This window comes from Bradyrhizobium sp. WYCCWR15520 (assembly GCF_056174665.1).
The window spans coordinates 98,447-122,750 of record NZ_JBWBWM010000013.1 but is presented as its reverse complement, the minus strand read 5'-3'; the positions used below and the strand labels follow the sequence as shown (position 1 = coordinate 122,750).

The window sequence follows — 24,304 nt, the reverse complement described above, 5'->3', positions numbered from 1 at the left end:
CACGCCGCTTTAGCTGTTTTCACGACGGAATCGCGACGGTGTGGCATTTTTCTCCGTCACACCTTCGCGATTGGTCTCCCTGTTGCCTCTTGGCGTTCCGCGTGCCGCGATTTCGGCAACCAGGCTGGTCAGTCCGCCGACGCTGTTCAGCGCCAGACCTCCATCGTTGCCGATCTCGCCACGGGCCGATTCGGGCAGAACGGCGCGTCCAAAGCCCAGTTTGGCGGCCTCTTTCAAGCGCGCCGAGGTCTGCGCCACCGGCCGGACCGCGCCGGAGAGCGAAATCTCGCCGAAATAGACCGCATCCGTTGGTAACGGCGCGTTTACCAACGACGAAACCAGGGCGGCTGCCGCCGCGAGGTCGGCCGCGGGCTCCTGGATTCGCAGGCCGCCCGCCACGTTCAGATAGACGTCGTAGCCGGACAATTTGACCCCGCAATGGGCCTCCAGCACCGCCAGCACCATCGACAGCCGGCTCGGATCCCAGCCCACCACGGCCCGCCGGGGGGTGCCCAGCGTGGTCGGCGCCACCAAGGCCTGTAATTCCACCAGAACGGGGCGGGTGCCTTCGATCCCGGCAAAGACAGCGGTGCCCGGGCTGCCAAGGTCCCGTTCAGAGAGGAACAATTCGGAAGGGTTGGAGACCTCGCGCAGGCCGAGGCCCGTCATCTCGAACACCCCGATCTCGTCGGTCGGCCCAAAACGATTCTTCATCGCGCGCAAAATGCGGAAATGCTGCGAGCCTTCGCCCTCGAACGACAGCACCGCGTCGACCATGTGCTCGACCACGCGGGGGCCTGCGATCTGGCCGTCCTTGGTGACGTGTCCGACCAGGATGATCGCCGCACCGGATTTCTTGGCGAAACGAATAAGCGCCTGCGCCGAGGCGCGAACCTGCGTTACCGTCCCGGGCGCCGACTCCACCGTGTCGGTCCACATGGTCTGGATCGAATCGATCACGATCAGGCGCGGCACCGCGCCTTCCGACAGCGTCGAGACGATGTCCTCGACCGAGGTTTCTGCGGCGAGCTGCACCGGCGCATCCGCCAGCCCCAGCCGTTCGGCGCGCAGCCGCACCTGGGCCACCGCCTCTTCGCCCGAAATATAGACCGCGCGGTGGCCTGCGCGCGCCAACATGCTGGTGGCCTGCGTCAGCAGCGTCGACTTGCCGATGCCGGGGTCGCCGCCGACCAGCAGCACGGAGCCGCGGACAAAGCCGCCGCCGGTGACGCGGTCGAGCTCGGTCATGCCGGAGGACAGGCGCGGGGCGTCATTGCTCTTGCCGGTCAGCGATTCCAGCGCAAACGTCCGGCCCTTGCGCCGCGAGCGGACCGAGACCGGCATCGAGGTCGCGCCGGTCGTGTCCTCCTCGCTCAGCGTGTTCCACTCGCCGCAGGAGTCGCACTTGCCCTGCCAGCGATTATAAGCAGCGCCGCAGTTCTGGCAGACGAAGGAGAGGGTGGATTTGGCCATGATGGAGCAGACTCGGTGGAACGGGCGGCACTACTTAGCACGGAAAGATGCCATGTGGCGCGATGAGTGCCGATGCATCCATCGCACGCGTCGGGGCATCAGGAAGGGGTGCCCGCACAAGTCCATATGCCAACCGGTTGCTCGAGCCCACGAATGCTTTGCGCTGGCTGCTCGACGAGCAACGCGAAGTCGGCACTCGACTGGTTCGTTTCGGTGCGGGCCTGCTGGACCAGCGCGTCGCTGACGACGATGGCGCATCCGAATTCGCGGGTCAGCGCCTCGAGCCGGCTCGCCGCATTCACGGTGGTGCCGATCACGGCGAATTCGAGCCGGTTGAGGCCGATGTCGCCCAGCACGACTTGCCCGTAGTGCAATCCGACGCTGACCTGGATCGGCGGCTCGTTGCGATTCATCCGCTCTCCGTTCAACTCGGCAATCGAGGCGATCATGCCCCTCGCGCAACGCAAGGCGTTCAGCGCGTCGGAATCGCCGGCGAACGGCGTGCCGAACGTCGCCATCAGGCCGTCGCCGAGATACTTGTCGAGCGTTCCGCCGTGCTGGAACACTTCTCTTTCCATTCGCTCATGGAATTGTCGCAGCGTATTGATGACCTCGTTCGGGTCTCGTCCATCGGCGTAAGCGGTGAACCCCACGATATCTGCAAACAACACCGCGACGTCCTGGGTGCGAACCCGCGTGAGCGGCTCGTCATTGCCCGACAGTTCGTTGACGACGTTGGGCGAAAAATAGCGCGCCAGATTGGCGCGTTCGCGTTCGATCCCGGCGTGGCTGATCAGGAGCGCATTCGAGCGGCGCACCGCCAGCGCCAGGATCGCGGCCACGATAATGAACACCGTTACTTGCTGGAAGCGGGCACCGAAGCCGATCGACGAGGGATCGAGGATCTCGAACATGCGAATATCGGCGCCAATGGCTTCCTTGACACGCGCCGACAGTGCGGCATGGCTTTCCGGCTGCAGGTAGGCCCAGCCGACGGCAATGGCCCACAGGGCAGCGGTCCACCAGCCCATCGCGACGACTGTTCGCCACGAATAGGCGAGGGTGGCGGTGGCAAGGAAAATGAAGAAATAGATGAAGCTGTCGAACCGGAATTGCATCCCGACTGGCCAGTTAGCGTCGCTCCAGGGATTGGGTACCACGCTGAGGAAGGTCAGCAGCGCGAGATCGCAGATGATCAGGAAAACCTCGATCGGCGAACGACCGACCTTGCCGACCTTGAGTTGGGCCCAGCCGATCAGGGCGAAGAATCCCAGCATCAGGACGTAGTAGATCACGTCCCAGTTCGGATTGATGATCGGCAGGGTAACGGCCGTGACCGCCAGCGCGACCCAGCGGGCCCGGACAGCGAGCAGCAGGCCCTCGCGCTTGCTGTCGGTAAGGGCGGCTTCCGCGAATTTCAGGGTGTCTTGCCGGGCTTCGTTTCGTCCGGTTCGCTGGTCGCCCAGATAGGGGGCATCAGCAGTTTCCACCATCACGCTCAAGACGCACTCTCCCAGTCGAATCGAGCCGTGCAACTTGCACGATCTCGTCGATCAGAGTGGCACGTCTGAGATGGCGCGGCCACCGATCCACGGCGTCATATCTGATAAACGTTGCAGTAGTCAGGCCGTCGAGCAAATTTGAACATCAATTGCCCCGCGCGCCTCGATCCAGATCGGGGCCGATCCCGAACCCCAATGGCTACCGGTCCTTGGGAAGGTCGCTCTTGCGCTTGCAAAGCAAATAAGGCTTGCCGTCGATTTTGAGCGTGTCCTTTGGACCGGGTGACAGCCTGATCGTCACTTTCCGCCCGTTCGCGCCCTTGTTGTAGTCGTCCCAGAATTCAAAGCAGGTCGTCGACAGCACCAGGCCGTTGCCGGCCGGCGTCTTGCGGTCGACCCGGCAATGATTTTCGTATTGATCGACGAGCGGCGCCGGCTTGCCCTTGATCACGTTCTCGAGGTCGATGAACGTCTTGCTGTTCGGCCCGTCCTTGTCGCGGCAATCTTTCCTGCTCGTTGCCCAGAGTCCATCAAACGTCGGCGCGGCGTGCGCCGACGTTTGCGCAGCGAGAGCGGCAACGACGCTCGCGAGCGTGATGAGAACGACTTTCCGCATGATTGGTCTCGAATGTGGGGACGTCATGTGGCGGCGTCCGAGATCATCCCGGCAGCCGCCACGCGACAAACTGCAGCTTTATTTCACCGACACGAACGGCACGGCCGAGCCCGGCACCATCGTGGTCGGCAGCACGCCGTTCCAGCGTTCGGCCTGCACGAGCGTCACGAGGTTGGGGTTGGTGCCGAGCGCCTTGGCGCGGGCCTCGATGGCGGCGGCTTCAGCTTCGCCGGTGATCCTGATATTGGTCGCCCGCGCCTCGCCGTTCAGCCGCAGCGCATCGGCGGCGGCCTGCGCCTCGGCGCGGACGGCGTTGGCCTTGGCGGTCGCCTGCGTCACGGTGATCTGCGCCTGCACCTTTTCGCGCTCGGCGTTCTGCTGCAGCTTCTGCACCTCGACCTCGGCCAGCATGCGCTGCTCGATCGAGTGCAGATAGTTTGCGCTGAATTCGATGTTTTCGAGCTGGACGCTCTCGATCGTAATCATGGAGTCGTCTTTCAGCGACGCCGTGATGGCGTCCTTGATCGCGGAATTGAGCGCGCCACGCTCCTGAATCGCCTTCACGGCGGTGTAGCGGCCGAACACGATCTTGACCTGCTGGTTCACGGCCGGGCTGACGACCTGTTTGACCGCGGTGTCGAGGCCGCCGAACTTGGCGTAGAGGTCGGCCACCTTGTCCGGCGAGGCGCGCAGGGTGACGCTGATCTTGAGATCGGCGGGCTGCTGGTCGTAGGAATATGAGTTCATCTTGTCCCAGGCATAGGTGAAGGTCTTGACGCTGACTTTCTCGACGCTGTCGATCAGCGGGACCTTGAAGCCCAGGCCCGGCTGCGCGGTGCCGATGACCGCGCCATAGCGCAGCTTCACGCCGCGCTCGGTCTGATCGACGGTGTACCAGCTTCCCGCGGCGATGATGGCAATGACGACGACGGCGACGATGGCGCCGATGGCGCCGATGATTCCCCTGGGCATTTCGGTCTCTCCAGACGTGGGTGATGCGAATCCATGCCCGGCATCGATCTGTGGTCACTTGCCGAATGGATGTGACACGCGTCACTTGGTCGGCGGTTGCTGGCGAATGGTTCAGGCGGTCCGCGCCGAATCCTTACGCAAAAGCGGTCCACAGCAGGGTGAGACCGGCGGCCAGCATGATGCCATCCATCAATAGTCGAAAGACGTCGGGCTGAAGATGGAGCACGAAACGCTTGGCGACAAAGGCGCCGAACATGAGCGAGGAGCCGGCGATCAGGCCTTTCAGCGCGATATCCGGCGTCAGCGCGCCGAAGCGTTCGAACGTGACCGACTTGCTCAAATAGAGTCCGAGCGAGCTGGCGGCTTCGGTGGCGAGGAAGGCGCCCTTGGTCAGCCCGTAAAACAGAAACAGCGGCACGCTGAGCGGGCCGGTCGATACCACGATGCCGGTGAGATAGCCGATGACCGCGCCACCGATCGCAAGGTGCCAGAGCTGTGCCTTGAGCTGATGGCGGGCGAGCCAATGCCGCACCGGCACCATCGCGATGAGAAACAACCCGATCGTGATATCGACGGCGTGCGAGGGCAGCACGAGCAACGTTCGCGCGCCAAGCGCGGCGGCGGGAATCCCCGTGGCCGAATAGGCAAGGCAGGCGCGCCAGTCGGCCTCGCGCCACCAGGCGAGGATGCGCGAGAAGTTCGCCATCACGGCCGCCACCGCCATGATAGGCACCGCTTCCTTCGGCCCGTATTGATAGACCAATACCGGCATCAGCATGATCGACGAACCGGTGCCGACAATACCGGAGATCGTGCCGGCGAGCAGGCCGACAATAAGGACAAAAAGGAAGCCCAAGGGTGCTGTCTTTCACGTTTCTCTGATGCTGACACTATGGTGGCAGCAGGATCAGGTTACGACGTCCAGGCGCTACAGGGAAAGGAGCCGATCGTGCCAATCAAGGGAAGCTGCCATTGCGGCCAGACGCAATTCGAGGTGAGCGAGCCGCCGGCGGAGATGACACGCTGTACCTGCTCGCTATGTTCCAAGCGCGGCGCATTGTGGGCTACACGCCGGCGCAATTCCGCCTGACTTCGCTGCTGGAAAATGTCGCGACCTATCTTTGGGGCAGCCGCACCGTCAAACATCATTTCTGCGCCAGTTGCGGCTGCGGCACCTATTCGGAATCGCCCGACTGGTCGAGCGGCAAGCCGGACTTCGACAATCCCAAGGTTGCCGTCAATTCGCGGCTGTTCGACGATTTCGATCTCGACGCGGTGCCGGTGACGGTGATCGATGGCAAAAATCTCTGGTGAGACCGGCGTCGGCCGGTTGCGCTAGGCGGCGTACAACTCAACCGGTGCGTCGAACCCCTTGAGCTGGAATGCTTTCGAAGAGCTGCCTTTCAAATCCGGTTGGGCGCGGTCAAACACTGCTTTCGTCACCAGGATCTGGTCGGCTTCGGCCACCGACTGGGCCCGCGAGGCGGTGTTGACGACGGTGCCGATCGCCGTCAGGTCGCGATGCGAGCGACCGAACTCGCCGAAGCTGAGTTCGCCGGTATGGATGCCGATGCCAATTCCGAGATCGCTGGAAGAGAGACCGTGCGCCTGGACAAGGCTCTCGCGCCGATCGCGCCAGTTGGCCTGGATATCGCGGGCGGCGAGCACGGCGTTTCTGGCGTGCTGCTCCCGCTTCAAGGGAAAATTGAAGACCGCCATCACGGCGTCGCCGATGGTCTTGTTGAGGAGTCCCTCGTGCTCCCAGATCGCGTTGGCGCATTCATCGTAGAATGCGTCGAGCAGTCCGGAAACCGCGTCCGGCGATTGCGACTGCGACAGGCTGGTGTAGCCGCGCAGATCGGCAAACATGATGGTGGCGTCGATAGTGATCTTGCGGGCCCGCATTACCTTCGTGAACATCAGCTCGCAGATGGTGCAGGTATTGGGATTCATCCGGCTTGGACGAATGCCGAACGCACGAAATGGCGCCGAGACCACGCCGCGAAGCGGCACCGGCACATGCATCTGCTCCCAGCATCCCTTGCAGATGAACGATTGTTGCAGCGCCGCCATTTTCAACCTCGATCCACGAGCGCGGCAGGGTATGGCGATCCTATAACCGGCGGTGGGTACGAGCAAGACAGCGTCGCCGCAGCGCACACCTGGCGGCTGGCGGCGAGAGGCAAAGCTGCTAGGATCGCGTCAAAACAGCAGAACGGAGGATCGCCATGGACGCCGTGACGAAGGGCGCGCAGACCGCAGACACGCATTCCCATCTGGTCCGCCCCGACAGCATGGAATGGCAGAAGACCCGTTTTCCCGGTTGCGAGGCCAAGACGCTGCTGTTCGATCGCAAGACCGGCCTGATGACCGCGCTGATGCGGTTCGCGCCGGGCGCGGTGTTGCCCGACCACGAACACGTCAACATCGAGCAGACCTACGTCCTCGAAGGCTCGCTCGTCGACAAGGAAGGTCCAGCGCAGGGCATCGAATGCAAGGCCGGCGAATTCATCTGGCGTGAGGAAGGCAGCCGACACGTTGCGTGGTGTCCACAGGGCGGGCTGATGCTCGCGATCTTCCAGGTGCCGAACAAGTTCTTCGAGGCCGATGGCCGCGTCATCGATGCTGCGGGCGAAGACTGGGACGCGGCGTGGGGGCACACACGAAAGGGCTGACAGCCGTCGTCCTTCCCGTCAAGGCGACGTTTACCATGACGTCCCCCGCCCCCAGCTACCGGTTAAGCCTTGTTTAGGGGCGGCTCGATACCGTGCCGGAATTGACGTGCCGGGGATATCGATGTCGCTCTTCCATGCTTCGGGCCGGATATTGCCTGGCCGCGATCGGCAGGCGGCAGACATCCGGCTGTTACCGCTGCTCTACGGGCTGACGCTGTTCGTCTCGGCGCTGCTTCTGTTCTCGATCCAGCCGATGTTTGCGAAGATGGTGCTGCCGAAACTTGGCGGCGCGCCGGCTGTGTGGTCGGTCGCGATGGTGTTCTTTCAAACGACCCTGCTGGCAGGTTATGCCTACGCTCATGCGCTGAACCGCCTGCTGCAGTCTCGTCGGGCTGCGATGCTCCATCTGGCACTGGTCGGACTCACGGCGATGGCGTTGCCAATTGCCGTCGCGCCGGGATGGTCTGCGCCGCCGCCGGACGGGACGGCGCTTTGGCTGTTTGGATTGTTTGCGGTCTCGATCGGCCTTCCATTCTTCACGCTGTCAGCCAGCGCGCCGCTGCTGCAAAGTTGGTTTGCCGCGAGTGGACACAGGCAGGCGGGCAATCCCTACGTGCTCTACGCCGCGTCCAATCTCGGTTCGTTTGCCGCTCTGTTCGCTTATCCCGTCGCCATCGAGCCGTTCCTGACGCTCAAGGCGCAAACCGCGGCCTGGTCGTTCGGATTTGCGCTGTTTGTCCTGCTTCTGGCCGTCACCAGCCTGTTCACCTCTGGCGCAGCACGGGTCGCCGCGCAGACCCCGCCGCCAGATGAAGTGCGTGCGAATGCGATAGAACGAATGCGCTGGGTCGCGCTCGCAGCGGTGCCATCCGGCCTCGTTATCGCGGTCACAGCGCACCTGACGACCGACATTGCTGCCGCGCCGTTCCTGTGGGTGGTTCCGCTGGCGATATATCTGCTCACCTTCGTCGCCGCGTTTCGCGAAAGGCCGTGGATCGCCCATGCCAACGTGGTCCGATTTGTTCCTTTCGCCGTGGCGCCGCTCGCGGTGAGCCTGATCGGTGGCGAGAAGGTGTTCTGGGTGACGATGATCGCCCTCAATCTCGTCGCGTTCGCGCTCCTGACGCTGATGTGTCATGGCGAACTCTATGGGCGCCGTCCAAGCCCGCAGCGGCTGACGGAGTTTTACCTTTGCACTTCGTTCGGCGGGGTGATTGGCGGAGCGTTTGCGGGCCTGCTGGCGCCGCAGATATTCAACGGCAATTACGAATATCCGATCCTCGTCGCGCTGGCGGTGCTGTGCATGCCGGGATTCTTCGCCGGCGGCATCCGCAAGGCAGCGACTGAACTTTGGCCGTGGCTTCTGCCTAGCGCGGTCCTGGCACTCATTTGGTATTTCACTCGGCTGCCGTTATCTGCGACCCTGGAGCTGCCGTTTCAAGTGGTGCTCGTGCTGCTGGCGGCCGCGATGTTGTTTCTGCGGCAGCGGCTGATGTGCTTCTTCGCACTCGTGGTCCTGAGTTTTACCGTCACCGGCCTGTGGCGCCCCGGAATAGCGCCGATCGAAACGGCCCGCAGTTTCTTCGGCGTCCACAGGGTGGCCGAAGTTTCCGAGGGCAGGGTTCGTATCCTCTATCACGGCACCACGATCCATGGCGCTCAGCGGCTGCGCAACGAGCACGGAACGCTGGTGGGTGGCTCGCCGAGGCCGCTGACCTACTACTACCCGGAAGGTCCGCTGGCCGAAGCGATCAATGCCGCCCGCGCCGCCCATGGTGCTCTCGGGCGTGTCGCCGTGGTCGGGCTCGGTACGGGATCGCTGGCCTGCCATCGCAAAGCCGGGGAGCACTGGACCTTTTTCGAGATCGATCCGGAAGTGATCCGCATCGCGCGGGATCCGCATCTTTTTTCGTTCTTGTCGAGTTGCGCGGCCGATGCACCGGTCGTCGCCGGCGATGCGCGACTGACGCTGGAGGCCTCGCCCGGCCGTTATGACCTGATCGTTCTGGATGCTTTTTCGTCCGATAGCATCCCGGCGCATCTGCTGACGCGCGAAGCGCTGGCGGGATATCTCGCGAAACTCTCGCCCCGCGGCGTGATCGTCGCGCATATTTCCAACCGTTACCTCGATCTCACCCCGGTGGTGGCCAACGTCGCCCGGTCCCAAGGGCTGGTCAGCTTCCTTCGTGAGGATGACAGTGCGGGCGATTTCATGACGACATTCGCGTCCAATGCCCGGGTCGTCGCAATGGCGCGCGCAGCCGGAGATATCGGAAGCGTCGCGGAAAGATGGACCGTATTGCATCCGGATTCCAACAGCGCGTTGTGGACGGATGACTATTCCAACATTCTGGGCCTCATGCTGCGCCGGAAATTCGGCGGGTAGAGGCTGCGCGAGCAGCTACTTCAGCACAATCCACGCCGGCGCATGGTCACTGGCGCCTGCCTCGCCGCGGATCTTGCGATCGACGCCGGCCTTGATCAGGCGCGGCGCGATGGCGGGGCTGAGAAGCAGGTGATCGAGCCGCAATCCGGCGTCGCGCGGCCAGCGGTTGCGCTTGTAATCCCAGAACGTGAACATCGGCTTTGACGGGTGCAGGGTCCGGATCGCGTCCGTCCAGCCCTGGTCTACCAGCGCCTTGAATGCTGCACGGCTCTTGGGCTGGATGAGGGCGTCCTTGTCCCAGGACTTGGTCGGATAGATATCGAGGCCAGTCGGCGCCACGTTGTAGTCGCCGGCCAGCACCACGGGGATATCCTGCTTGAGCAGTTTTGCGGCATGCGACCGCAGCCGTTTGAACCAGTCGAGCTTGTAGTCGAATTTCGGCCCGGGCTGCGGATTGCCGTTCGGCAGATAGATGCTGGTGACGAGGATGCCGTTGACGGCGGCCTCGATGTAGCGCGCCTCGTCATCGTTGCGATCACCGGGCAGGGCGGTGCGGGTCAACACTGGTTCGGTCTTTCGCGCCAGAATGGCAACGCCGTTCCAGGTCCTCTGCCCACGCCATATCGCGCCGTAGCCGGCCTTCTCGATAGCCATAATTGGGAACTCGGCGTCGGTCGATTTCAGTTCCTGCAGACAGACGACATCGGGCTTGGCTGCGCGCAGCCAGCGCAACAGGTTGGGCAAGCGGCGGTTGACATTATTAATGTTGAAGGTCGCGATCTTCATGTAGAGCTAACCGGCATCACTATGCTTCGCCTGACACCTGGAGACTCCATGTCGAAATTGCGCTTCGTCATTCCCGTGCTCGCCATCGGATGCTCCGGATCAGCGGTTGCTCAAACCACCGACCAGCGCGGCGCCTGCAAGGCGGACTATGACAAGTATTGCGCCGGTACGCTGCCCGGCGGTGGCCGTGTCGTTGCATGTCTAAACAAGCAGCAGCACCAACTCAGCGATGCCTGCAGACAAGTGTTGGCTAGCCGGAAGAAACAGTAGAACAGGGCAACACGCCGCGGAGCAACACAGAGAGCAACAACTAAGTGGAAGCGGCAGCCGGCTCCGCCGGAGGCGGAGCAGGGACCTCTGCAGTGGCATTGCCGCCCTTGTAGATCCGCGCATAGCGCTTGCCGAGGCTGGTCATCACTTCGTAGCCGATGGTGCCGAAGTGATGGGCGAGTTCGTCGACCGTAATGCCTTCGCCGATCAGCGTCACCATATGGCCGCGCCGCACCGCGTTCTTGTCGAGATCGGTGATGTCGACCGCCGTCAGATCCATTGAAATCCGCCCCGCGATCGGGCAGCGCTTGCCGGCAACCACCACCTCGGCGCCGCGGGTACCGTCATTGGAGCTGGCCGCGCGGAAGTAACCGTCGGCATAGCCCGCGGCGACGATCGCTATTCGGGTCGGACGCCGCGCCGTCCAGGTGCCGCCATAGCCGACGGTATCGCCGCGCTCGACGTTGCGGATCTGCACGATGCGGGCCTTCAGTTCGACGACCGGCTGCATCGGGTTGTCGGCCTCGGGCGTCGGATTGATGCCATAGAGCGCGCAGCCCGGCCGCACCATGTCGAACTGGAACTGGGCGCCGAGGAAGATGCCGGACGAGTTCGCCAGCGACGCCGGAACGCCCGAGAACAGGCTGGCGATTTCGCGGAAGGCTGTGAGCTGCCTGGCATTGGCGGGATTGTTGAGCAGTTCCGCCGAGGCGAGGTGGCTCATCACGAGCGTGATGCCGTGATCCCCGGCATTGATGCGCGGGATGATGCCCTGCGCCTCGGTCACAGTCAGGCCGAGCCGGTTCATGCCGGTATCGATATGGATGGCGGCGCCGCCCGACCAGCCGGAGCGGCGGCAGAACACGTCCCATTCAGCGAGTTCGTTGAGGTCGCCGATTACCGGCTTGCAGTCGATCTTGGCATAGGCGTCGCCGGTGTTCTGGAAGAAGCCGCCGAGCACGTAGAGCGCCGCTTCCGGCACCGCCGCACGGACCACGCGGGCCTCATCGAGCGTGGCGACGAAAAACGTCTTGCAGCCGGCGCCGGCAAGCGCACGCGCCACCTGCTCGGCACCGCAGCCATAGCCGTCCGCCTTGACGACACCGGCGCATTCGGCCGGCACCGCCGTCTTCTCGAGCTTGCGCCAGTTGGCGACGATGGCGTCGAGGTCGACCGTCAGCACGCCGGTTGCGGCGGCAAGTACGGCAGCCTGGTTCGCCTCGGGCGAGAGCAGGGTGCCCTGCGGAATGGATTTGGGATCAGGAGCGACGTTCATGCCACGGTTTTACGCGGCGGAACGCTGCGGTTCAACTGCTGCGCTCAGTGCTCATAGCTGCGGTCGGGCAGACTACCGTCGTGCGCAAGGTCGCTGAATCGCGTGAACTGGCCCTCGAACTGCAGGTCCACGGTGCCGGTCGGGCCGTGGCGCTGCTTGGCAATGATAACTTCGGCCTTGCCGTGCACCAGCGACATGTCGAGCTGCCACTTCTCGTATTCGGGGGTACCGATGCGCGGCTCCTTGTTCTGGAGGTAATATTCCTCGCGGTACACAAAGATCACGACATCGGCGTCCTGTTCGATCGAACCGGATTCACGCAGATCGGACAGTTGCGGGCGCTTGTCGTCACGGTTTTCGACCTGACGCGAGAGCTGCGACAGTGCGATGATGGGAACGTTGAGCTCCTTGGCGAGTGCCTTCAAACCGGTGGTGATTTCCGTCACTTCCTGCACGCGATTGTCCGAGCGCTTGCCCGATCCCTGCAGCAGCTGGATGTAGTCGATCACGATGAGGTCGAGCCCCTTCTGCCGCTTCAGCCGCCGCGCCCGTGCGGTAAGCGCAGAGATCGAAAGGCCGCCGGTTTCGTCGACATAGAGCGGCAGCGACTGTAATTCGATCGAGTAATCGCGGATCTTCTCGAAGTCGGCCTCGCTGATGCCGCCGCGGCGGATCATGCTGGAGGAAATGCTGGTCTGTTCGGCCAGGATACGTGTGGCCAGCTGCTCGCCCGACATTTCGCAGGAGAAGAAGCCGACGATGCCGCCATTGACGGTCTTCATCGTGCCATCGGCCTGAACTTCGGCGCGGTGCGCCTTGGCGATGTTGTAGGCGATGTTGGTGGCGAGCGACGTCTTGCCCATGCCGGGGCGGCCGGCGAGGATGATCAAGTCGGACGCCTGCAGGCCGCCCATCTTGGTGTCGAGGTCGCGCAGGCCGGTGGCAACGCCCGACAGGCTTCCGTCGCGCTGGAAGGCCTTGGCCGCCATGTCGACGGCGGTGGTCAGCGCCTGCGAGAAGCGCTGGAAGCCGCCGTCATAACGGCCGGATTCGGCGAGTTCGTAGAGCTGGCGCTCGGCGTCCTCGATCTGCGCGCGCGGGGCAAAATCCACCGGCGCGTCGAAGGCGACATTGACCATGTCCTCGCCGATCCGGATCAGGTCGCGGCGCAGCGACATGTCGTAGACCGTGCGGCCGTAATCCTGCGCGTTGATAATCGTGGTGGCTTCCGCCGCCAGCCGCGCGAGGTATTGGCCAACCGTCATGCCGCCGATATCGGTGTCAGCCGGCAGGAAGGTTTTCAACGTCACGGGCGTCGCGACCTTGCCCATCCGGATCAGGCTGCTGGCGGTCTCGAAAATGGTCTGGTGGATCGGCTCGAAGAAGTGCTTCGGCTCCAGAAAGTCGGAAACCCGGTAGAACGCGTCGTTGTTGACCAGGATAGCACCCAGCAGGCTCTGTTCCGCCTCGATATTGTGCGGCGCGCTCCGGAAGGCGGGAGTTCCCGCGTCGGGAGCAAGCTTGAGAACGTTCGAATCAGTCAGAGCCATGGCGTCAGGTTATGCAGTTGGTTTCCGGCGTTGCCAGCATTTCCGCAAGGGGGGCGGCGATAAAGCGCCTGTCCCGGGCAAAGCGGAAGCAAAAGCTCGCCGCTATGCACCGTTCTTCAAAAATGTGGATGAATCCGACGCGTGGTCGGCGCGAAGCTTGACGGGGTTTCGGCCGAAATCGGGCGCTGCCGGAGCGGCTTCCACGAAAATGCCAGGTAAAATCTTAGGAGAGCCTGAACCTTATCGTCACCCGGACAGACCTATTCCGACGGGGCGACGTTTTCGAGCCGCGACCTTAAGCGTTGATCAAACCAGCATCAGGTAGAGGAACGCGAACAGGGCGGCGGCCACGCCGATTGCTATCAAGGCATAATCGATCCGGATGTCGGACTCGAACGGAGCTGGGTAGGTCTGCTGGCTCATGGCGCGAGATGTACGACGGACCGCCAAAGGTCTCTGTGAAGTAGATCACATCGGATGTGATTTTCTTCGCGGCAGAATGGATTGGTTACGAAATCGGGAACGCGCTGGCGATTTTCGAGTTGCCAGTTGTAACGACCAAAGGGACAAGGCGATGGGTCAGCAACTCCAGGGATGGCGATCGGCAAGCAGCCAGCGCTTGTGGCTGTCGATGCTGATTGACGCTATGGAAGAGACTTCGCGCCCGGAACGGCGTGCCGAGCCCTGCGATGGTGAGTTGCTAGCCGCGCTGCGAGCCCAGCTCGCCCGTCCGGCCCTTCTTCGCACGCCTTACACTTCAGCTTACAGCCTGCGGAACTGACCCGCCCCCCACTTGCGGCGGCCTATTCGCCCGCCAGCCGCAGCCGCGGCTTCTTTCCGAGTTCCATGCGCCGCAGCCTCGCTTCTTCCCGGGTAATGTAGCCGCGCGTCATCGGCACGATCCCTTGGCGCTTGGTGAGCTGGATCTGGAAATTCATCAGGTTCTGCTTCCGGAACGACATCTCGGACGCCGCCAGATAAAATTCCCACATGCGGGCAAACCGCTCGTCGTAAAGGCGTACCGCCTCATCACGCCGCGCCATGAAGCGGTCGCGCCACGCCTTGAGCGTTTCGGCGTAGTGAAGCCGCAGGATTTCGATGTCGCAGACCAGAAGGCCCGCCTTCTCGATCGCAGGGATGACTTCGGAAAGGGCCGGGATATAGCCGCCGGGGAAGATGTATTTCGTAATCCACGGGCTCGACACATCGGGCCCTGTCGAGCGGCCGATCGAATGCAGCACCATGACGCCGTCGTCGCTGAGAAGTTCGGCGCAACGCCGGAAAAACGTTTCATAGAAATCGATGCCGACATGCTCGAACATGCCGACCGATACGATCCGGTCAAACGGGCCGGCAATGTCGCGGTAGTCGCTCAGCACGAATCTGGCCGACCCCGACAGGCCGTTCTCAGCGGCGCGGGCATTTGACGCCTGCAATTGCTCCGAAGACAGCGTGATGCCGGTAACATCGGCTCTGGCCATTTCGGCGAGATAGAGGCCGAGGCCACCCCAGCCCGAGCCAACGTCGAGCACGCGATTGCCGCGTCCGATCAGGAGCTTGGCGGCGAGGTGGCGCTTCTTGGCGAGTTGGGCATCGTCGAGCGTGGTATCCGGCGTTTCGAAATAGGCGCAACTGTATTGTCTGTCGGCGTCGAGGAAGAGCGAATAGAGCCGCCCGTCGAGATCGTAGTGATGGGCGACGTTGTTTTTCGCCCGGCCGCGCCAATTGAATTGTCTGATGTGCCTGCCGAAATAACGCAGCCACCACTGCAGCTTGGCCCAGCGCGGCAGCATTTCGGGCTGGCCGAGCAGGATCTCCAGCGCGTCCGCGATCGAGCCGTTCTCGACCACGAACGTGCCGTCCATATAGGCTTCGCCCAGCGCCAGTTCGGGATTGAGAAGAATCCGCAGTTGCGTGCGTTCGTTCAGGAATCTCGCCGATACTGCGTGGCCGGTTCCATCCCCGCAGGTAAATCTGGCCCCACTCGCGGACGTGAAGGTCATCGTGCCGCGGCGAATGAATTGACTGAGGAAATAACGCAACAACCGATCCATCGAAGCACCAATGGAGCCAGCGATTCGTTACATCGACACACCCAGGAAAAGTTGGTTCCAGAATGGCTCCATATTATCATAAGTACGATGGTGCCGCGGCGCTAGTGTGTTGGAGTCAAAGCCCTTATTCCCGAAAGCCACAATCACGCAGATGCGCAATAAGCGCGCTTCCATTCGCGTCATAATCGTCTAAAAGGTGACCCCGCCGGCGGCACGTGAGGACGCGTGCAGGCGATTCTACCTCTGGAGAAGCAGGGAATGTTGAGCCGAGCGCTCAGTTCAGCGACGGTGATGCTCCTGATCGGCTGCTTCATGGCAGGCGTGGCGCGGGCGCAAAATCTCGACGCCGGCAAGAGCCCCTCCCAAATCTTCTCGAGCACCTGCAATGCCTGCCACAAGAGCCCGCGTGGCCTGTTGAAGAACGTGTCGACGTCGTCGTTGCCGGGCTTTCTGCGCCAGCATTACACGACCGGTACTGACATGGCCTCGGTGCTGTCCTCCTACCTGATATCCAACGGTGCTGCCGACCCCCGGTACCAGAGCAAGGATCAGGCGAAGAAGGACGCCAGGCAGAAGGATGCCAAACAGGACGGCAGGACGGATCAGCCCGACCGATTCAGCTTCGGCCGCCGGCAGCCGCCGGCCCAGGAGGCCCGGCCGGACGCCGCCGGAACCTCGCCGCAAGGCGAGGGCACGCGTCCCGGCCGCGACGCGAAGCGGGCCGCACGGCCACAAACACCGCCCGAGGCGGCCAAGCCTGCAGATGGCGAGGCCCCGGTACGGGCGGCGACCGACAGCAAATCGGGCGGCAGGCAGAAGCAGGGCCGGCGCGGCAGGCCTCCGGTTGAGGAACCGCCGAAAACCGAGCAGCCGGTCCAGGGCGAAGCCTCAAAGGAGGATGCGTCCAGGGATGCCGCCAAGGATGCCGCCAAGGCCGAAACCGACGCGACCGATCCCGGCAAGACCGACGCGATCAAGAGCGAAGGCGACAAACCGGCCAGCGAGGCGGCGAAGTCCGTAGGCGAGCCGGAAAGACCGGCACGTGAGAGCCAATCCGAGACGGCCAAGGTCGATGCTCCCAAGGAGAGCGTCGGCAGCGAGCCGAATCCGCTGCGGCCCGATCCGGTGCCTCCGATCACACCTGCGCCGCCAGCATCCGCGGCCACCGCGCCCGATCCGGCTGCGAGCTCCCTCGAGGCCACGCCAGTGCCCGCGGCCCCTCCGCCGGCGACCGCTACGGCCCCCGCCGCACCGCCGGTCGCGCCCGCCGGCCCGCCCATGCCGCCTATCTCACGATAAAAATTCCAGATGCGGAATGTCGGTCGGCCACACCGCTTGACCATATCTAGAGCGTTGCTCTAGAGTGCTGATCTAGTCGAGATCGAGGCGACGGCGAATGAGCGCGGCACGCGAGGATCTGCTGGAAGCGGGATTGGCGGTGTTCGACCGCGACGGTTTCGAGGGCGCCACCGTGGCTGCCATCAGAACCCGCGCCCGGGCGTCCAACGGCAGCTTTTTCCACTTCTTCGGCTCGAAGAAGGAACTGGCCGGCACGCTCTTTCTGGAAATTCTCGCCCGCTACCATGCAGCCGTCATTGCCGCAGTCGATGAGCGCTGCGGCGCGCGGGAAGGCGTGGCGCGCCTGATCCGCGCCCATCTCGAATGGGTCGTCAGCTCCAGGCGCGAGGCGCGCTATCTGTTCGAGATTTCCCGCAGCGAGTGGACCGAGGAGATCCGCGGCGCGCAGCGCGCACAGAATTCGCGTCTGGTGGAAGCCGTCGAGCGATGGCGCGCACCGCTGGTCGAGCGCGGCGAATTGTTGCCGATGACGTCGTCGGTGTTCTTTAGCCAAATCATCGGACCGGCGCAGATATTTTGTCGCGCATGGCTGTCGGGCCGCGACCGCGCCGATCCAAGAGAGCAGGCCGAATTGCTGATCGCCTGCGCCATCCGCGCGGTGGTCGCGCCCGATGCGATCCAACAACCGGGAGAAGCCAAATGAATGCGAACAACGATCCCGACTTCGCCCCGATCGCGATCCGGATCCGCGACAATGTCGGCCGCCAGGGATTCATGAATCATATAGGGGCCGAACTGTCCGAACTGACCCGCGGCACGTGCACGCTTGAGGTCAACCGTCGGCCGGAGTTGCTGCAGCAGAACGGCCTGTTCCACGGCGGCGTCACCGCCTTTCTCGTCGACAACGCCACCACGATTGCTGCTGCGGCATCGCGCGGCCAATCGGCGCTGACGGCCGAATACAAGCTGAACCTGCTGTCGCCGGCGACAGGCGAGCGCCTGATCTGCCGCGCGCGCGTGATCAAGCCCGGACGTCAGGTTGCCGTGGTTGCGGCCGACGTGTTTTGCGTAACCGGTGGCATCGAGAAGCACACCGCGACCGCGCTCGCCTCGATCGCGATGCTGGACGAGAAGGCGGCTGCCAGAATTCCAAGCCCGGCCTGAGGGCCGGGCTTGATGTCGTCTTGAAGCGCCAGAGCGACAGAGGCTTACTTCTCGGTCGCGGCTGGGGCGACCTCGTCGTGCTGGGCTTCCGGATCGAAGAACTCGCCCGCGGCGGCGAGCGCCTCGGCGGCGGCGTCCTGATCTTCTTGACGGGTCGAAATGTCCTCGCCGCGGTTGATGCGCTCGGCTTCGTCGGCGCTGCGCGCCACGGTGACGCTCACGCTGACTTCGACTTCCGGATGCACGGCAATGGCGATCTCGTGCTTGCCGATGGTCTTGATCGGGGCGTCGAGCAGAACCTGGCTGCGGCTGATGGTGACGCCGTCGGCCTCGAACGAAGCGATGATATCGCGCACGCTCACCGAGCCGAACAGCTGGCCGGTCTCAGAGGCCTGACGCAGCACGATCACGTTGCGGCCGTTAATCTTCTCCGCGACCTTGGTGGCTTCGCCCTTGGCCTTGAGGTTGTTGGCCTCGAGTTCGGCCTTCATGCCGTCGAACTTGGCGCGGTTGTCGGCGGTGGCGCGCAACGCCTTGCCGCGCTTGAGCAGAAAGTTGCGGGCGTAGCCGTCGCGTACTTTGACGACTTCGCCCATCTGACCGAGCTTGGCGACGCGTTCCAACAAGATGACTTCCATTTTCGTTCTCCTTTGATGTTCGTATTCGATTGCGTGGATGTTTGCAGTTTCAGGATGCGGGCAGCGGTGGCGGCTTGCCGCGCAGATAGCGTTGGCGAAGTCCGAAGACGGCGTCGGCAAGCCCGAGCGCGATCATTGCGAGAACGGGCCAGCCGAACACGATAACGATCGCGTAGGCACAGCAGAGCCAGAAGCCGCGACTTTTGAGCGCCAGCGTCAGCGTGTGCAGCACGGCAAAGCCGGTGAGGCCATAGGCCATCATCAGCGCGGTGGTCGCGATCTGCGCGAACATCGCGGCGAGCCCGCCGATAAAACAAAAAGCCAGCGCGACCGATAGCGCCACCAGCGTCATCGGCGGCAATTCCGCGCTCCTCAGGTCAGGCCACGGCCGCTGCAGCCGGCCCGAGGTCGCGGTGACCTTTCCGGCAAGCCAGAGATTGAGCGTCAGCGTCATCGTGGCGACGACCGTTGCGGCGGCGGGAGCGATGATGGCGAGAGCGGTTACCCAGCGCTCGATATCTGCCGATGGCGTAGTTCCTCGCGGCGTCAGAATTCGCATGAGACCCCGGCGCAGCACGCCGTTGATGGCCTCGGCGTCGCCACCAAGCGTCAGCATGGCCGCGATCGTGGTCAGCGCGGCAAAGCCGGCGATCCAGAGCAGGATACGGCCGACCGGATACCATTCGAGCTGAACCGCAGCGGGTGCCGAACCGTCTTCAGCGGCGGCGGCAGGCAGCGGCCGTCCCAGCAGGGCAAGATGGCCGAGCCACCAGGCCGGCACGGCCACGGTAATCGCAAAGGCGATGCAATAGGCCAGGCCAAAAATCGCACCGAGGCCTGCGGCCGCGGCGATGCCGCCGATCGTCGCCGCTAGCGGACCCCATCCGAGCGCCACCACCATCAGCGGCAGCGGCGCCAGATAGAACAGCAGCAATGAGATCAGCGCGCCCGAGATGATCGAGGCGAACATCAGCGCCGACGCGCAGCCGGCGGCAAGACCAATGAGGACAATCGCGATCATCAGCTGTCCCGCTCCTTTCGAGCGGTTAGAGGTCGTCTCGACCCCAACCATCGGCGACCGGACGACCCCGGAAGCCTTATGAATGAATACGACCGGCGGCGCGGACGCCGCCGGTCGAAGATATTAGCGAATGACGTAGGGCAAGAGGCCGAGGAAACGCGAGCGCTTGATGGCGCGCGCGAGTTCGCGCTGCTTCTTGGCAGAGACGGCGGTGATGCGGCTCGGCACGATCTTGCCGCGCTCGGAGACGTAACGCATCAACAGCTTGGAATCCTTGTAGTCGATCTTCGGCGCATTCGGACCCGTGAACGGGCAGGTCTTGCGGCGACGGAAAAACGGACGGCGTGCACCAGCTTCAGCCATGATTCTTACTCCTCTTCCGTCGCTTCAACGGCTTCTTCGCGCGGACGGCGCGGGCCACGGTCGCCACGGAAGCCGCCGCCTTCACGATCGCCACGGAAGCCACCTTCGCGGTCGCCGCGGAAGCCGCCGCCACGATCGTCGCGCTCGCGGTCACGATCGGCCTTGCGCATCATCGCCGAGGGACCTTCCTCGTGCTCTTCGACGCGGACGGTGAGGTAGCGGATGACGTCTTCGGAGATTCGCTCCTGGCGCTCGATCTCGGTGACCGCAGCAGAGGGCGCATCGATGTTCATCAGCACGAAGTGTGCCTTGCGGTTCTTGTTCATGCGGTAGGTGAGGGAACGCACGCCCCAGTTCTCGGTCTTGGTGACCTTGCCGCCGAGCCCTTCGACGATGCCCGTCATCTGGGTGGTCAGCTCTTCGACCTGCTGGGTGCTCGCATCCTGACGCGCGAGAAAAACATGCTCATAAAGAGGCATGGGTGTCCTTTCCTGGTGTTGGCGCGGTTCCCGGCGGCAAGCCCTTCGAGACCTTCGGAAAGGACTCGATATTGCTCAGAAGGCGGAAGCACGGGACGACGGGCCGACTGGCCCTGCCACATCAATCCGAACGATGAATTGCTGAGACCGTCCGTTCAGCTCCCGGCCGGGATCCACGGATGCGCGGGTTATAAGGATTTTGCGCGGACTGGCAAGGCTTCGCGTGCTTCGAAAAAGCCGATCTTGACATATTTGTTTGTATATCATACAAATAAGGATCGGAGGTAAAATGGCTCCCAAGTCCGTTCAAACAACTCCGGAAATGCCGGCCGACGATCCCAGGCACGCGGCCCGCGCAACCAGGACCGCCGGGCGCCAGATGCGCTCGCGCCTGCTCGATGGCGCCAGCCGCCTGTTCAAGGAGCGGGGCCTTGCCGGCACCTCGATCTCCGACATTGCGGCGGCCGCAGACGCGTTTCCGAGCCAGATCACCTATTATTTCCGCACCAAGGAGGCGCTGTTCGTCGAGGCCGCTTGCCGCGAGATGCTCTATCTGGCGCGCGCGACCGAGCAGGCGGCACTCCAGGCCCACACGCCGCGGCAATACACCCTCGCACTGGCGGAGACGGTGACGGCGACAGATTCAGTGGCCTTCTTCGCCGAAGCCCTGACGCTCACCAGACGCCGCCAGGATCTCGCGCCGCTGGTTGAGCGCACGATCGAGCGCCTGCACAGCGAAGGCGCGCGCGCCTATGCGAGCCAGGTCGAGCGCCACGGCTGGCGCTCGCTCCGCGCGCCCGAGGAAAGCTCGCGGCGATTTTGGGCGGTCGCGATCGGCGTCATGGTCGAAGGTAATGCGATGGGGCGATCGGCCGAGGATTTGTGCGGCGAAATGCTGCGCGTACTCGGCGAGCAGGCCACGCCGCCGCCGGGGGCCGACAGCGCCAGGCTGCGTTTGGTTGACGACCATGACAAACCCGACGGGGAGGGATCATCATGACCGCACTCCGCATGCGTGCTCGCGATTTTCTGAGCGAGGATCAATTGATCGCCGTCCGCGAGCGCGTGACGTGGAAAGGCATCGCCCTGATCGCCCATGCCTGGGCGCTGATATTGGGCTCGATCGCGCTGGTCGCGTGGTGGCCCAACCCGCTGACCTTTCTGGTGGCGGTCGGCATCATCGGTTCGCGCCAGCTCGGGCTCGCGATCCTGATGCATGACGGCGCGCATGGATGCTTGTCGGCGGACGAGAAGGTCAATCTGACGCTCAGCCAATGGTTCTGCGCTTACCCGGTCTTTGCCGAAACCCGAGCCTATCGCCGCTATCACCTGCAGCATCATGCGCGCACGCAGCAGGAAGACGATCCCGATCTGATCTTGTCGGCGCCGTTTCCGATCACGTCGATGAGCTATCGGCGCAAGTTCTTCCGCGATATCACCGGACAGACCGGCTATCAGCAGCGCAAGGCGCAGTTCTTGAATGCGCTGGGGCCGAAGGAGTGGCCGCTGTCGCAACGCGCGGCGCATTTCTGGGAAAAACTTGGCCCGCAATGTGCGGTCAATGCCGTGATGTTTGCAGGCCTTGCCGCCGCCGGCGTGTGGTGGGCCTATCCGCTGTTGTGGCTATTGCCGCTGCTCACGTGGCAGATGGTGATCACGCGCATCCGCAACATTGCCGAGCACGCGGTCGTTCCCGACTCGAGCGATCCCTTGCGCAATACCCGCACCACGCACGCCAATTTCCTCGAACGGCTGTTCATCGCGCCTTATTATGTGAACTATCACCTCGAGCACCATTTGCTGTTCTACGTGCCCTGTTACAACCTGCCGCGCGTCCACCGCATCCTGTCTGAAAGCAGCTACGCGGAGCGGATGGAAGTGCAGCCGGGTTACGCTGCCGTGCTGCGGCTCGCGACCGCCAGACCCAACCACGAGGACCGTCCCGGCAAACTGGCAAGCATCGCGCGCCGGGCGCGGGCCGGGGCGGCGGAGGTTGGTGGCGACCAGGCCACAGGCGGGTTCTAGACAACACCTTGCGTACCCATAGGTGATGGCCTTGAGTGCCATCGGTCGTGGAGGACCTGCGCCAATGATCGATCTGACCACCTTGGTTGCCTATGCGGCGGTTGTGCTCGGCTTTGTTTTCATTCCGGGCCCTGCCACGCTCCTCACAGTCGCACGGGCAACGAGTTCGGGCACAAGGGCGGGAATCGCTACCGGCTTCGGGATCGCGGCCGGCGACATGATTCATACTTTCACGGCGATTGTCGGTATCTCGGCGATCATTGCCACTTCGGCGGTGCTGTTCAGCATCATCAAATATATTGGCGCCGCATATCTCGTTTACCTCGGCATTCGGGCGATTCTTGAGAGGGCGCCGGCAAATCCGACAGCAGGCACACTGCCAATTTCGGCCGGCAAGGCGTTCAGGCAGGCTATCTTGGCCGAGGTGCTGAACCCAAAAACCGCGCTTTTCTTCCTTGCGTTTCTCCCCCAGTTCGTGGTGCCTGAAAACGGATCGGTTGCGCTTCAACTGACGATCCTGGGGATCCTTTTTGTCCTGTTGGGGCTGGTCAGCACAGTGGTCTTTGCGGTGTGTGCGGGACGGCTAGGCAACTTTCTCCGTCGAAACCCCACCGTGCTGAAATGGCAGGGCAAGGTCGTTGGCGGCATCTATTGCGCGTTGGGCGCCCGGTTGGCGCTGCAGGAACGCTAAGCCTGCCGCCCCAATTCCGGCCTTCCAGATAATGCGTCATTCCGCAGCGCGGCTTGACATCCCGGCCTCGGTCAGTGTCTTACGGCCCCATTCTAACGAGGGAGCGCCGATGACGGCTGCATTTACGTTTCCGGGCCAGGGTTCCCAGGCGGTCGGTATGGGTAAGGCCTTGGCGGAGGCCTTTCCGGCCGCGCGGGCAGTGTTCGACGAGGTTGATTCGGCGCTCGGTGAGAAGCTGACGGCGATCATCTGGGATGGCCCCGCGGAGACCCTCCAGCTCACCGAAAATGCCCAGCCAGCGCTGATGGCGGTATCGATCGCCACGCTGCGGGTGTTGGAGACCGAGGCGGGCTTTTCCGTCGGGCGGGATGCGGCCTTCGTAGCCGGCCATTCGCTCGGCGAATATTCCGCACTGGCCGCGGCCGGCAGCCTCAGCGTCAGCGACACCGCGCGCCTGCTGCGCACCCGTGGTCTTGCGATGCAAAAGGCGGTGCCGGTCGGCGTCGGCGCGATGGCAGCACTGCTCGGGCTCGACTATGAGGCCGCGATGGCCGTCGCCAGCGAAGCCGCGCAAGGGCAGGTCTGCCAGGCGGCCAACGACAATGGCGGTGGGCAGGTGGTGGTGTCCGGCGACAAGGCGGCCGTCGATCGTGCCGTAGAAATCGCCAAAACGAAGGGCGCCAAGCGCGCGATGTTGCTCCCGGTATCGGCGCCTTTCCATTGCAAGTTGATGCAACCCGCCGCCGACGCGATGGCGCAAGCGCTGGTCGGTGTAACGATCAAGGCGCCGGCCTCGCCGCTGGTGTCGAACGTGCTTGCTTCGCCGATCACCGACCCCGACGAAATTCGCCGCCGCCTGATCGAGCAGGTCACCGGCACCGTTCGCTGGCGCGAGTCGGTCGCCTACATGGCAGCGCACGGCGTCACGCGATTCTTCGAAATCGGCGCCGGCAAGGTGCTGAGCGGACTGGTGAAGCGTATCGCCGACGGCGCGGTCGGCGTGTCGGTCGGGGGACCCAATGACATTGCCGCCGCCAAGGATGCATTGGCGGCTTCGGCCTAAA

24 protein-coding genes and 1 pseudogene are annotated in these 24,304 nt (G+C 63.5%); 11 read left to right on the top strand and 14 right to left on the bottom strand.

From position 1 onward, the window contains the following. Window positions 1–9 precede the first annotated feature (9 nt). From radA to AC0QUY_RS16630, 5 genes are all read right to left on the bottom strand, one after another. Complete coding sequence (gene radA, locus AC0QUY_RS16650) at window positions 10–1,473, bottom strand: DNA repair protein RadA (protein ID WP_161854185.1); 1,464 nt, start codon at window positions 1,471–1,473, stop codon at window positions 10–12. Between the two features lie 98 nt (window positions 1,474–1,571). Continuing rightward, window positions 1,572–2,966, bottom strand: coding sequence for an adenylate/guanylate cyclase domain-containing protein (locus AC0QUY_RS16645; protein ID WP_475387677.1), 1,395 nt, complete (start codon window positions 2,964–2,966; stop codon window positions 1,572–1,574). A gap of 208 nt (window positions 2,967–3,174) precedes the next feature. Further along, the gene (locus AC0QUY_RS16640) at window positions 3,175–3,591 is read right to left on the bottom strand and encodes a hypothetical protein (RefSeq protein WP_475387607.1); all 417 of its coding nucleotides are present in this window, start codon (window positions 3,589–3,591) and stop codon (window positions 3,175–3,177) included. Window positions 3,592–3,669: 78 nt separating this feature from the next. Continuing rightward, a complete protein-coding gene (locus AC0QUY_RS16635; RefSeq protein WP_475387606.1) occupies window positions 3,670–4,563 on the bottom strand; it encodes a prohibitin family protein in 894 nt (297 codons plus the stop codon). Window positions 4,564–4,696: 133 nt separating this feature from the next. Next, window positions 4,697–5,419: a sulfite exporter TauE/SafE family protein gene (locus AC0QUY_RS16630; protein WP_475387605.1), complete on the bottom strand. Its 723-nt coding sequence runs from the start codon at window positions 5,417–5,419 to the stop codon at window positions 4,697–4,699. Between the two features lie 93 nt (window positions 5,420–5,512). Between AC0QUY_RS16630 and AC0QUY_RS16625 the strand changes: the two are divergent. After that, window positions 5,513–5,877, top strand: a pseudogene (locus AC0QUY_RS16625) (GFA family protein). 21 nt (window positions 5,878–5,898) lie between these two features. Here AC0QUY_RS16625 and AC0QUY_RS16620 read toward each other — a convergent pair. Further along, window positions 5,899–6,627, bottom strand: coding sequence for an adenylate/guanylate cyclase domain-containing protein (locus AC0QUY_RS16620; RefSeq protein WP_161856645.1), 729 nt, complete (start codon window positions 6,625–6,627; stop codon window positions 5,899–5,901). Window positions 6,628–6,791: 164 nt separating this feature from the next. Between AC0QUY_RS16620 and AC0QUY_RS16615 the strand changes: the two genes are divergently transcribed. Further along, window positions 6,792–7,238 carry a cupin domain-containing protein gene (locus AC0QUY_RS16615; protein WP_161854190.1) on the top strand — a complete coding sequence of 149 codons (447 nt, stop codon included), beginning with the start codon at window positions 6,792–6,794 and terminating at the stop codon, window positions 7,236–7,238. Window positions 7,239–7,359: 121 nt separating this feature from the next. After that, complete coding sequence (locus AC0QUY_RS16610; protein WP_475387604.1) at window positions 7,360–9,624, top strand: spermidine synthase; 2,265 nt, start codon at window positions 7,360–7,362, stop codon at window positions 9,622–9,624. Window positions 9,625–9,639: 15 nt separating this feature from the next. On the opposite strand, the gene AC0QUY_RS16605 is transcribed toward AC0QUY_RS16610, so the two are convergent. Further along, window positions 9,640–10,410, bottom strand: coding sequence for an exodeoxyribonuclease III (locus AC0QUY_RS16605; RefSeq protein ID WP_161854192.1), 771 nt, complete (start codon window positions 10,408–10,410; stop codon window positions 9,640–9,642). Window positions 10,411–10,458: 48 nt separating this feature from the next. Here AC0QUY_RS16605 and AC0QUY_RS16600 point away from each other — a divergent pair, with 48 nt between their 5' ends. Next, the gene (locus tag AC0QUY_RS16600; RefSeq protein WP_161854193.1) at window positions 10,459–10,680 is read left to right on the top strand and encodes a cysteine rich repeat-containing protein; all 222 of its coding nucleotides are present in this window, start codon (window positions 10,459–10,461) and stop codon (window positions 10,678–10,680) included. A 40-nt stretch (window positions 10,681–10,720) separates the two neighbouring features. Here AC0QUY_RS16600 and alr read toward each other — a convergent pair whose 3' ends face one another. The 3 genes from alr to AC0QUY_RS16585 form a co-directional block, all read right to left on the bottom strand. Further along, window positions 10,721–11,956, bottom strand: coding sequence for an alanine racemase (alr, locus tag AC0QUY_RS16595; protein WP_475387603.1), 1,236 nt, complete (start codon window positions 11,954–11,956; stop codon window positions 10,721–10,723). A gap of 44 nt (window positions 11,957–12,000) precedes the next feature. Next, the gene (locus AC0QUY_RS16590; protein WP_161854195.1) at window positions 12,001–13,506 is read right to left on the bottom strand and encodes a replicative DNA helicase; all 1,506 of its coding nucleotides are present in this window, start codon (window positions 13,504–13,506) and stop codon (window positions 12,001–12,003) included. Window positions 13,507–14,309: 803 nt separating this feature from the next. Next, a complete protein-coding gene (locus AC0QUY_RS16585) occupies window positions 14,310–15,560 on the bottom strand; it encodes a class I SAM-dependent methyltransferase (protein ID WP_475387602.1) in 1,251 nt (416 codons plus the stop codon). 258 nt (window positions 15,561–15,818) lie between these two features. On the opposite strand from AC0QUY_RS16585, the gene AC0QUY_RS16580 reads away from it, so the two are divergent. From AC0QUY_RS16580 to AC0QUY_RS16570, 3 genes are all read left to right on the top strand, one after another. Further along, window positions 15,819–16,859, top strand: a complete 1,041-nt coding sequence (locus AC0QUY_RS16580) for a hypothetical protein (RefSeq protein WP_475387601.1) — start codon at window positions 15,819–15,821, stop codon at window positions 16,857–16,859. A gap of 97 nt (window positions 16,860–16,956) precedes the next feature. After that, entirely contained in the window at window positions 16,957–17,562 is a 606-nt protein-coding gene (locus AC0QUY_RS16575) for a TetR/AcrR family transcriptional regulator (protein WP_475387600.1), read from the top strand. Next, entirely contained in the window at window positions 17,559–18,023 is a 465-nt protein-coding gene (locus AC0QUY_RS16570) for a PaaI family thioesterase (RefSeq protein WP_475387599.1), read from the top strand. Before AC0QUY_RS16575 ends, AC0QUY_RS16570 begins: the two co-directional genes overlap by 4 nt. 44 nt (window positions 18,024–18,067) lie before the next feature. Here the strand turns inward: AC0QUY_RS16570 and rplI are convergent, their stop codons facing one another. The 4 genes from rplI to rpsF all read right to left on the bottom strand — a co-directional run bounded on the left by rplI (window position 18,068) and on the right by rpsF (window position 20,524). Next, window positions 18,068–18,661 (bottom strand): 50S ribosomal protein L9, encoded by a 594-nt coding sequence (gene rplI, locus AC0QUY_RS16565; protein ID WP_475387598.1) that lies wholly within the window; start codon window positions 18,659–18,661, stop codon window positions 18,068–18,070. A 49-nt stretch (window positions 18,662–18,710) separates the two neighbouring features. Beyond that, window positions 18,711–19,682, bottom strand: coding sequence for a DUF2232 domain-containing protein (locus AC0QUY_RS16560; RefSeq protein WP_161854201.1), 972 nt, complete (start codon window positions 19,680–19,682; stop codon window positions 18,711–18,713). 123 nt (window positions 19,683–19,805) lie between these two features. Further along, the gene (gene rpsR, locus AC0QUY_RS16555) at window positions 19,806–20,045 is read right to left on the bottom strand and encodes a 30S ribosomal protein S18 (protein WP_002711478.1); all 240 of its coding nucleotides are present in this window, start codon (window positions 20,043–20,045) and stop codon (window positions 19,806–19,808) included. Window positions 20,046–20,050: 5 nt separating this feature from the next. Then, the gene (gene rpsF / locus AC0QUY_RS16550; RefSeq protein WP_161854202.1) at window positions 20,051–20,524 is read right to left on the bottom strand and encodes a 30S ribosomal protein S6; all 474 of its coding nucleotides are present in this window, start codon (window positions 20,522–20,524) and stop codon (window positions 20,051–20,053) included. Window positions 20,525–20,813: 289 nt separating this feature from the next. Here rpsF and AC0QUY_RS16545 point away from each other — a divergent pair, with 289 nt between their 5' ends. The 4 genes from AC0QUY_RS16545 (at window position 20,814) to fabD (ending at window position 24,303) form a co-directional block, all read left to right on the top strand. Further along, window positions 20,814–21,524: a TetR/AcrR family transcriptional regulator C-terminal domain-containing protein gene (locus tag AC0QUY_RS16545; protein WP_202639065.1), complete on the top strand. Its 711-nt coding sequence runs from the start codon at window positions 20,814–20,816 to the stop codon at window positions 21,522–21,524. Beyond that, window positions 21,521–22,549, top strand: coding sequence for a fatty acid desaturase family protein (locus AC0QUY_RS16540; protein WP_475387597.1), 1,029 nt, complete (start codon window positions 21,521–21,523; stop codon window positions 22,547–22,549). Before AC0QUY_RS16545 ends, AC0QUY_RS16540 begins: the two co-directional genes overlap by 4 nt. A gap of 64 nt (window positions 22,550–22,613) precedes the next feature. Further along, window positions 22,614–23,240 carry a LysE family translocator gene (locus AC0QUY_RS16535; protein WP_161854204.1) on the top strand — a complete coding sequence of 209 codons (627 nt, stop codon included), beginning with the start codon at window positions 22,614–22,616 and terminating at the stop codon, window positions 23,238–23,240. A gap of 109 nt (window positions 23,241–23,349) precedes the next feature. Then, the gene (fabD, locus tag AC0QUY_RS16530) at window positions 23,350–24,303 is read left to right on the top strand and encodes an ACP S-malonyltransferase (RefSeq protein ID WP_161854205.1); all 954 of its coding nucleotides are present in this window, start codon (window positions 23,350–23,352) and stop codon (window positions 24,301–24,303) included. The last annotated feature ends 1 nt before the right edge of the window (window position 24,304 follow it).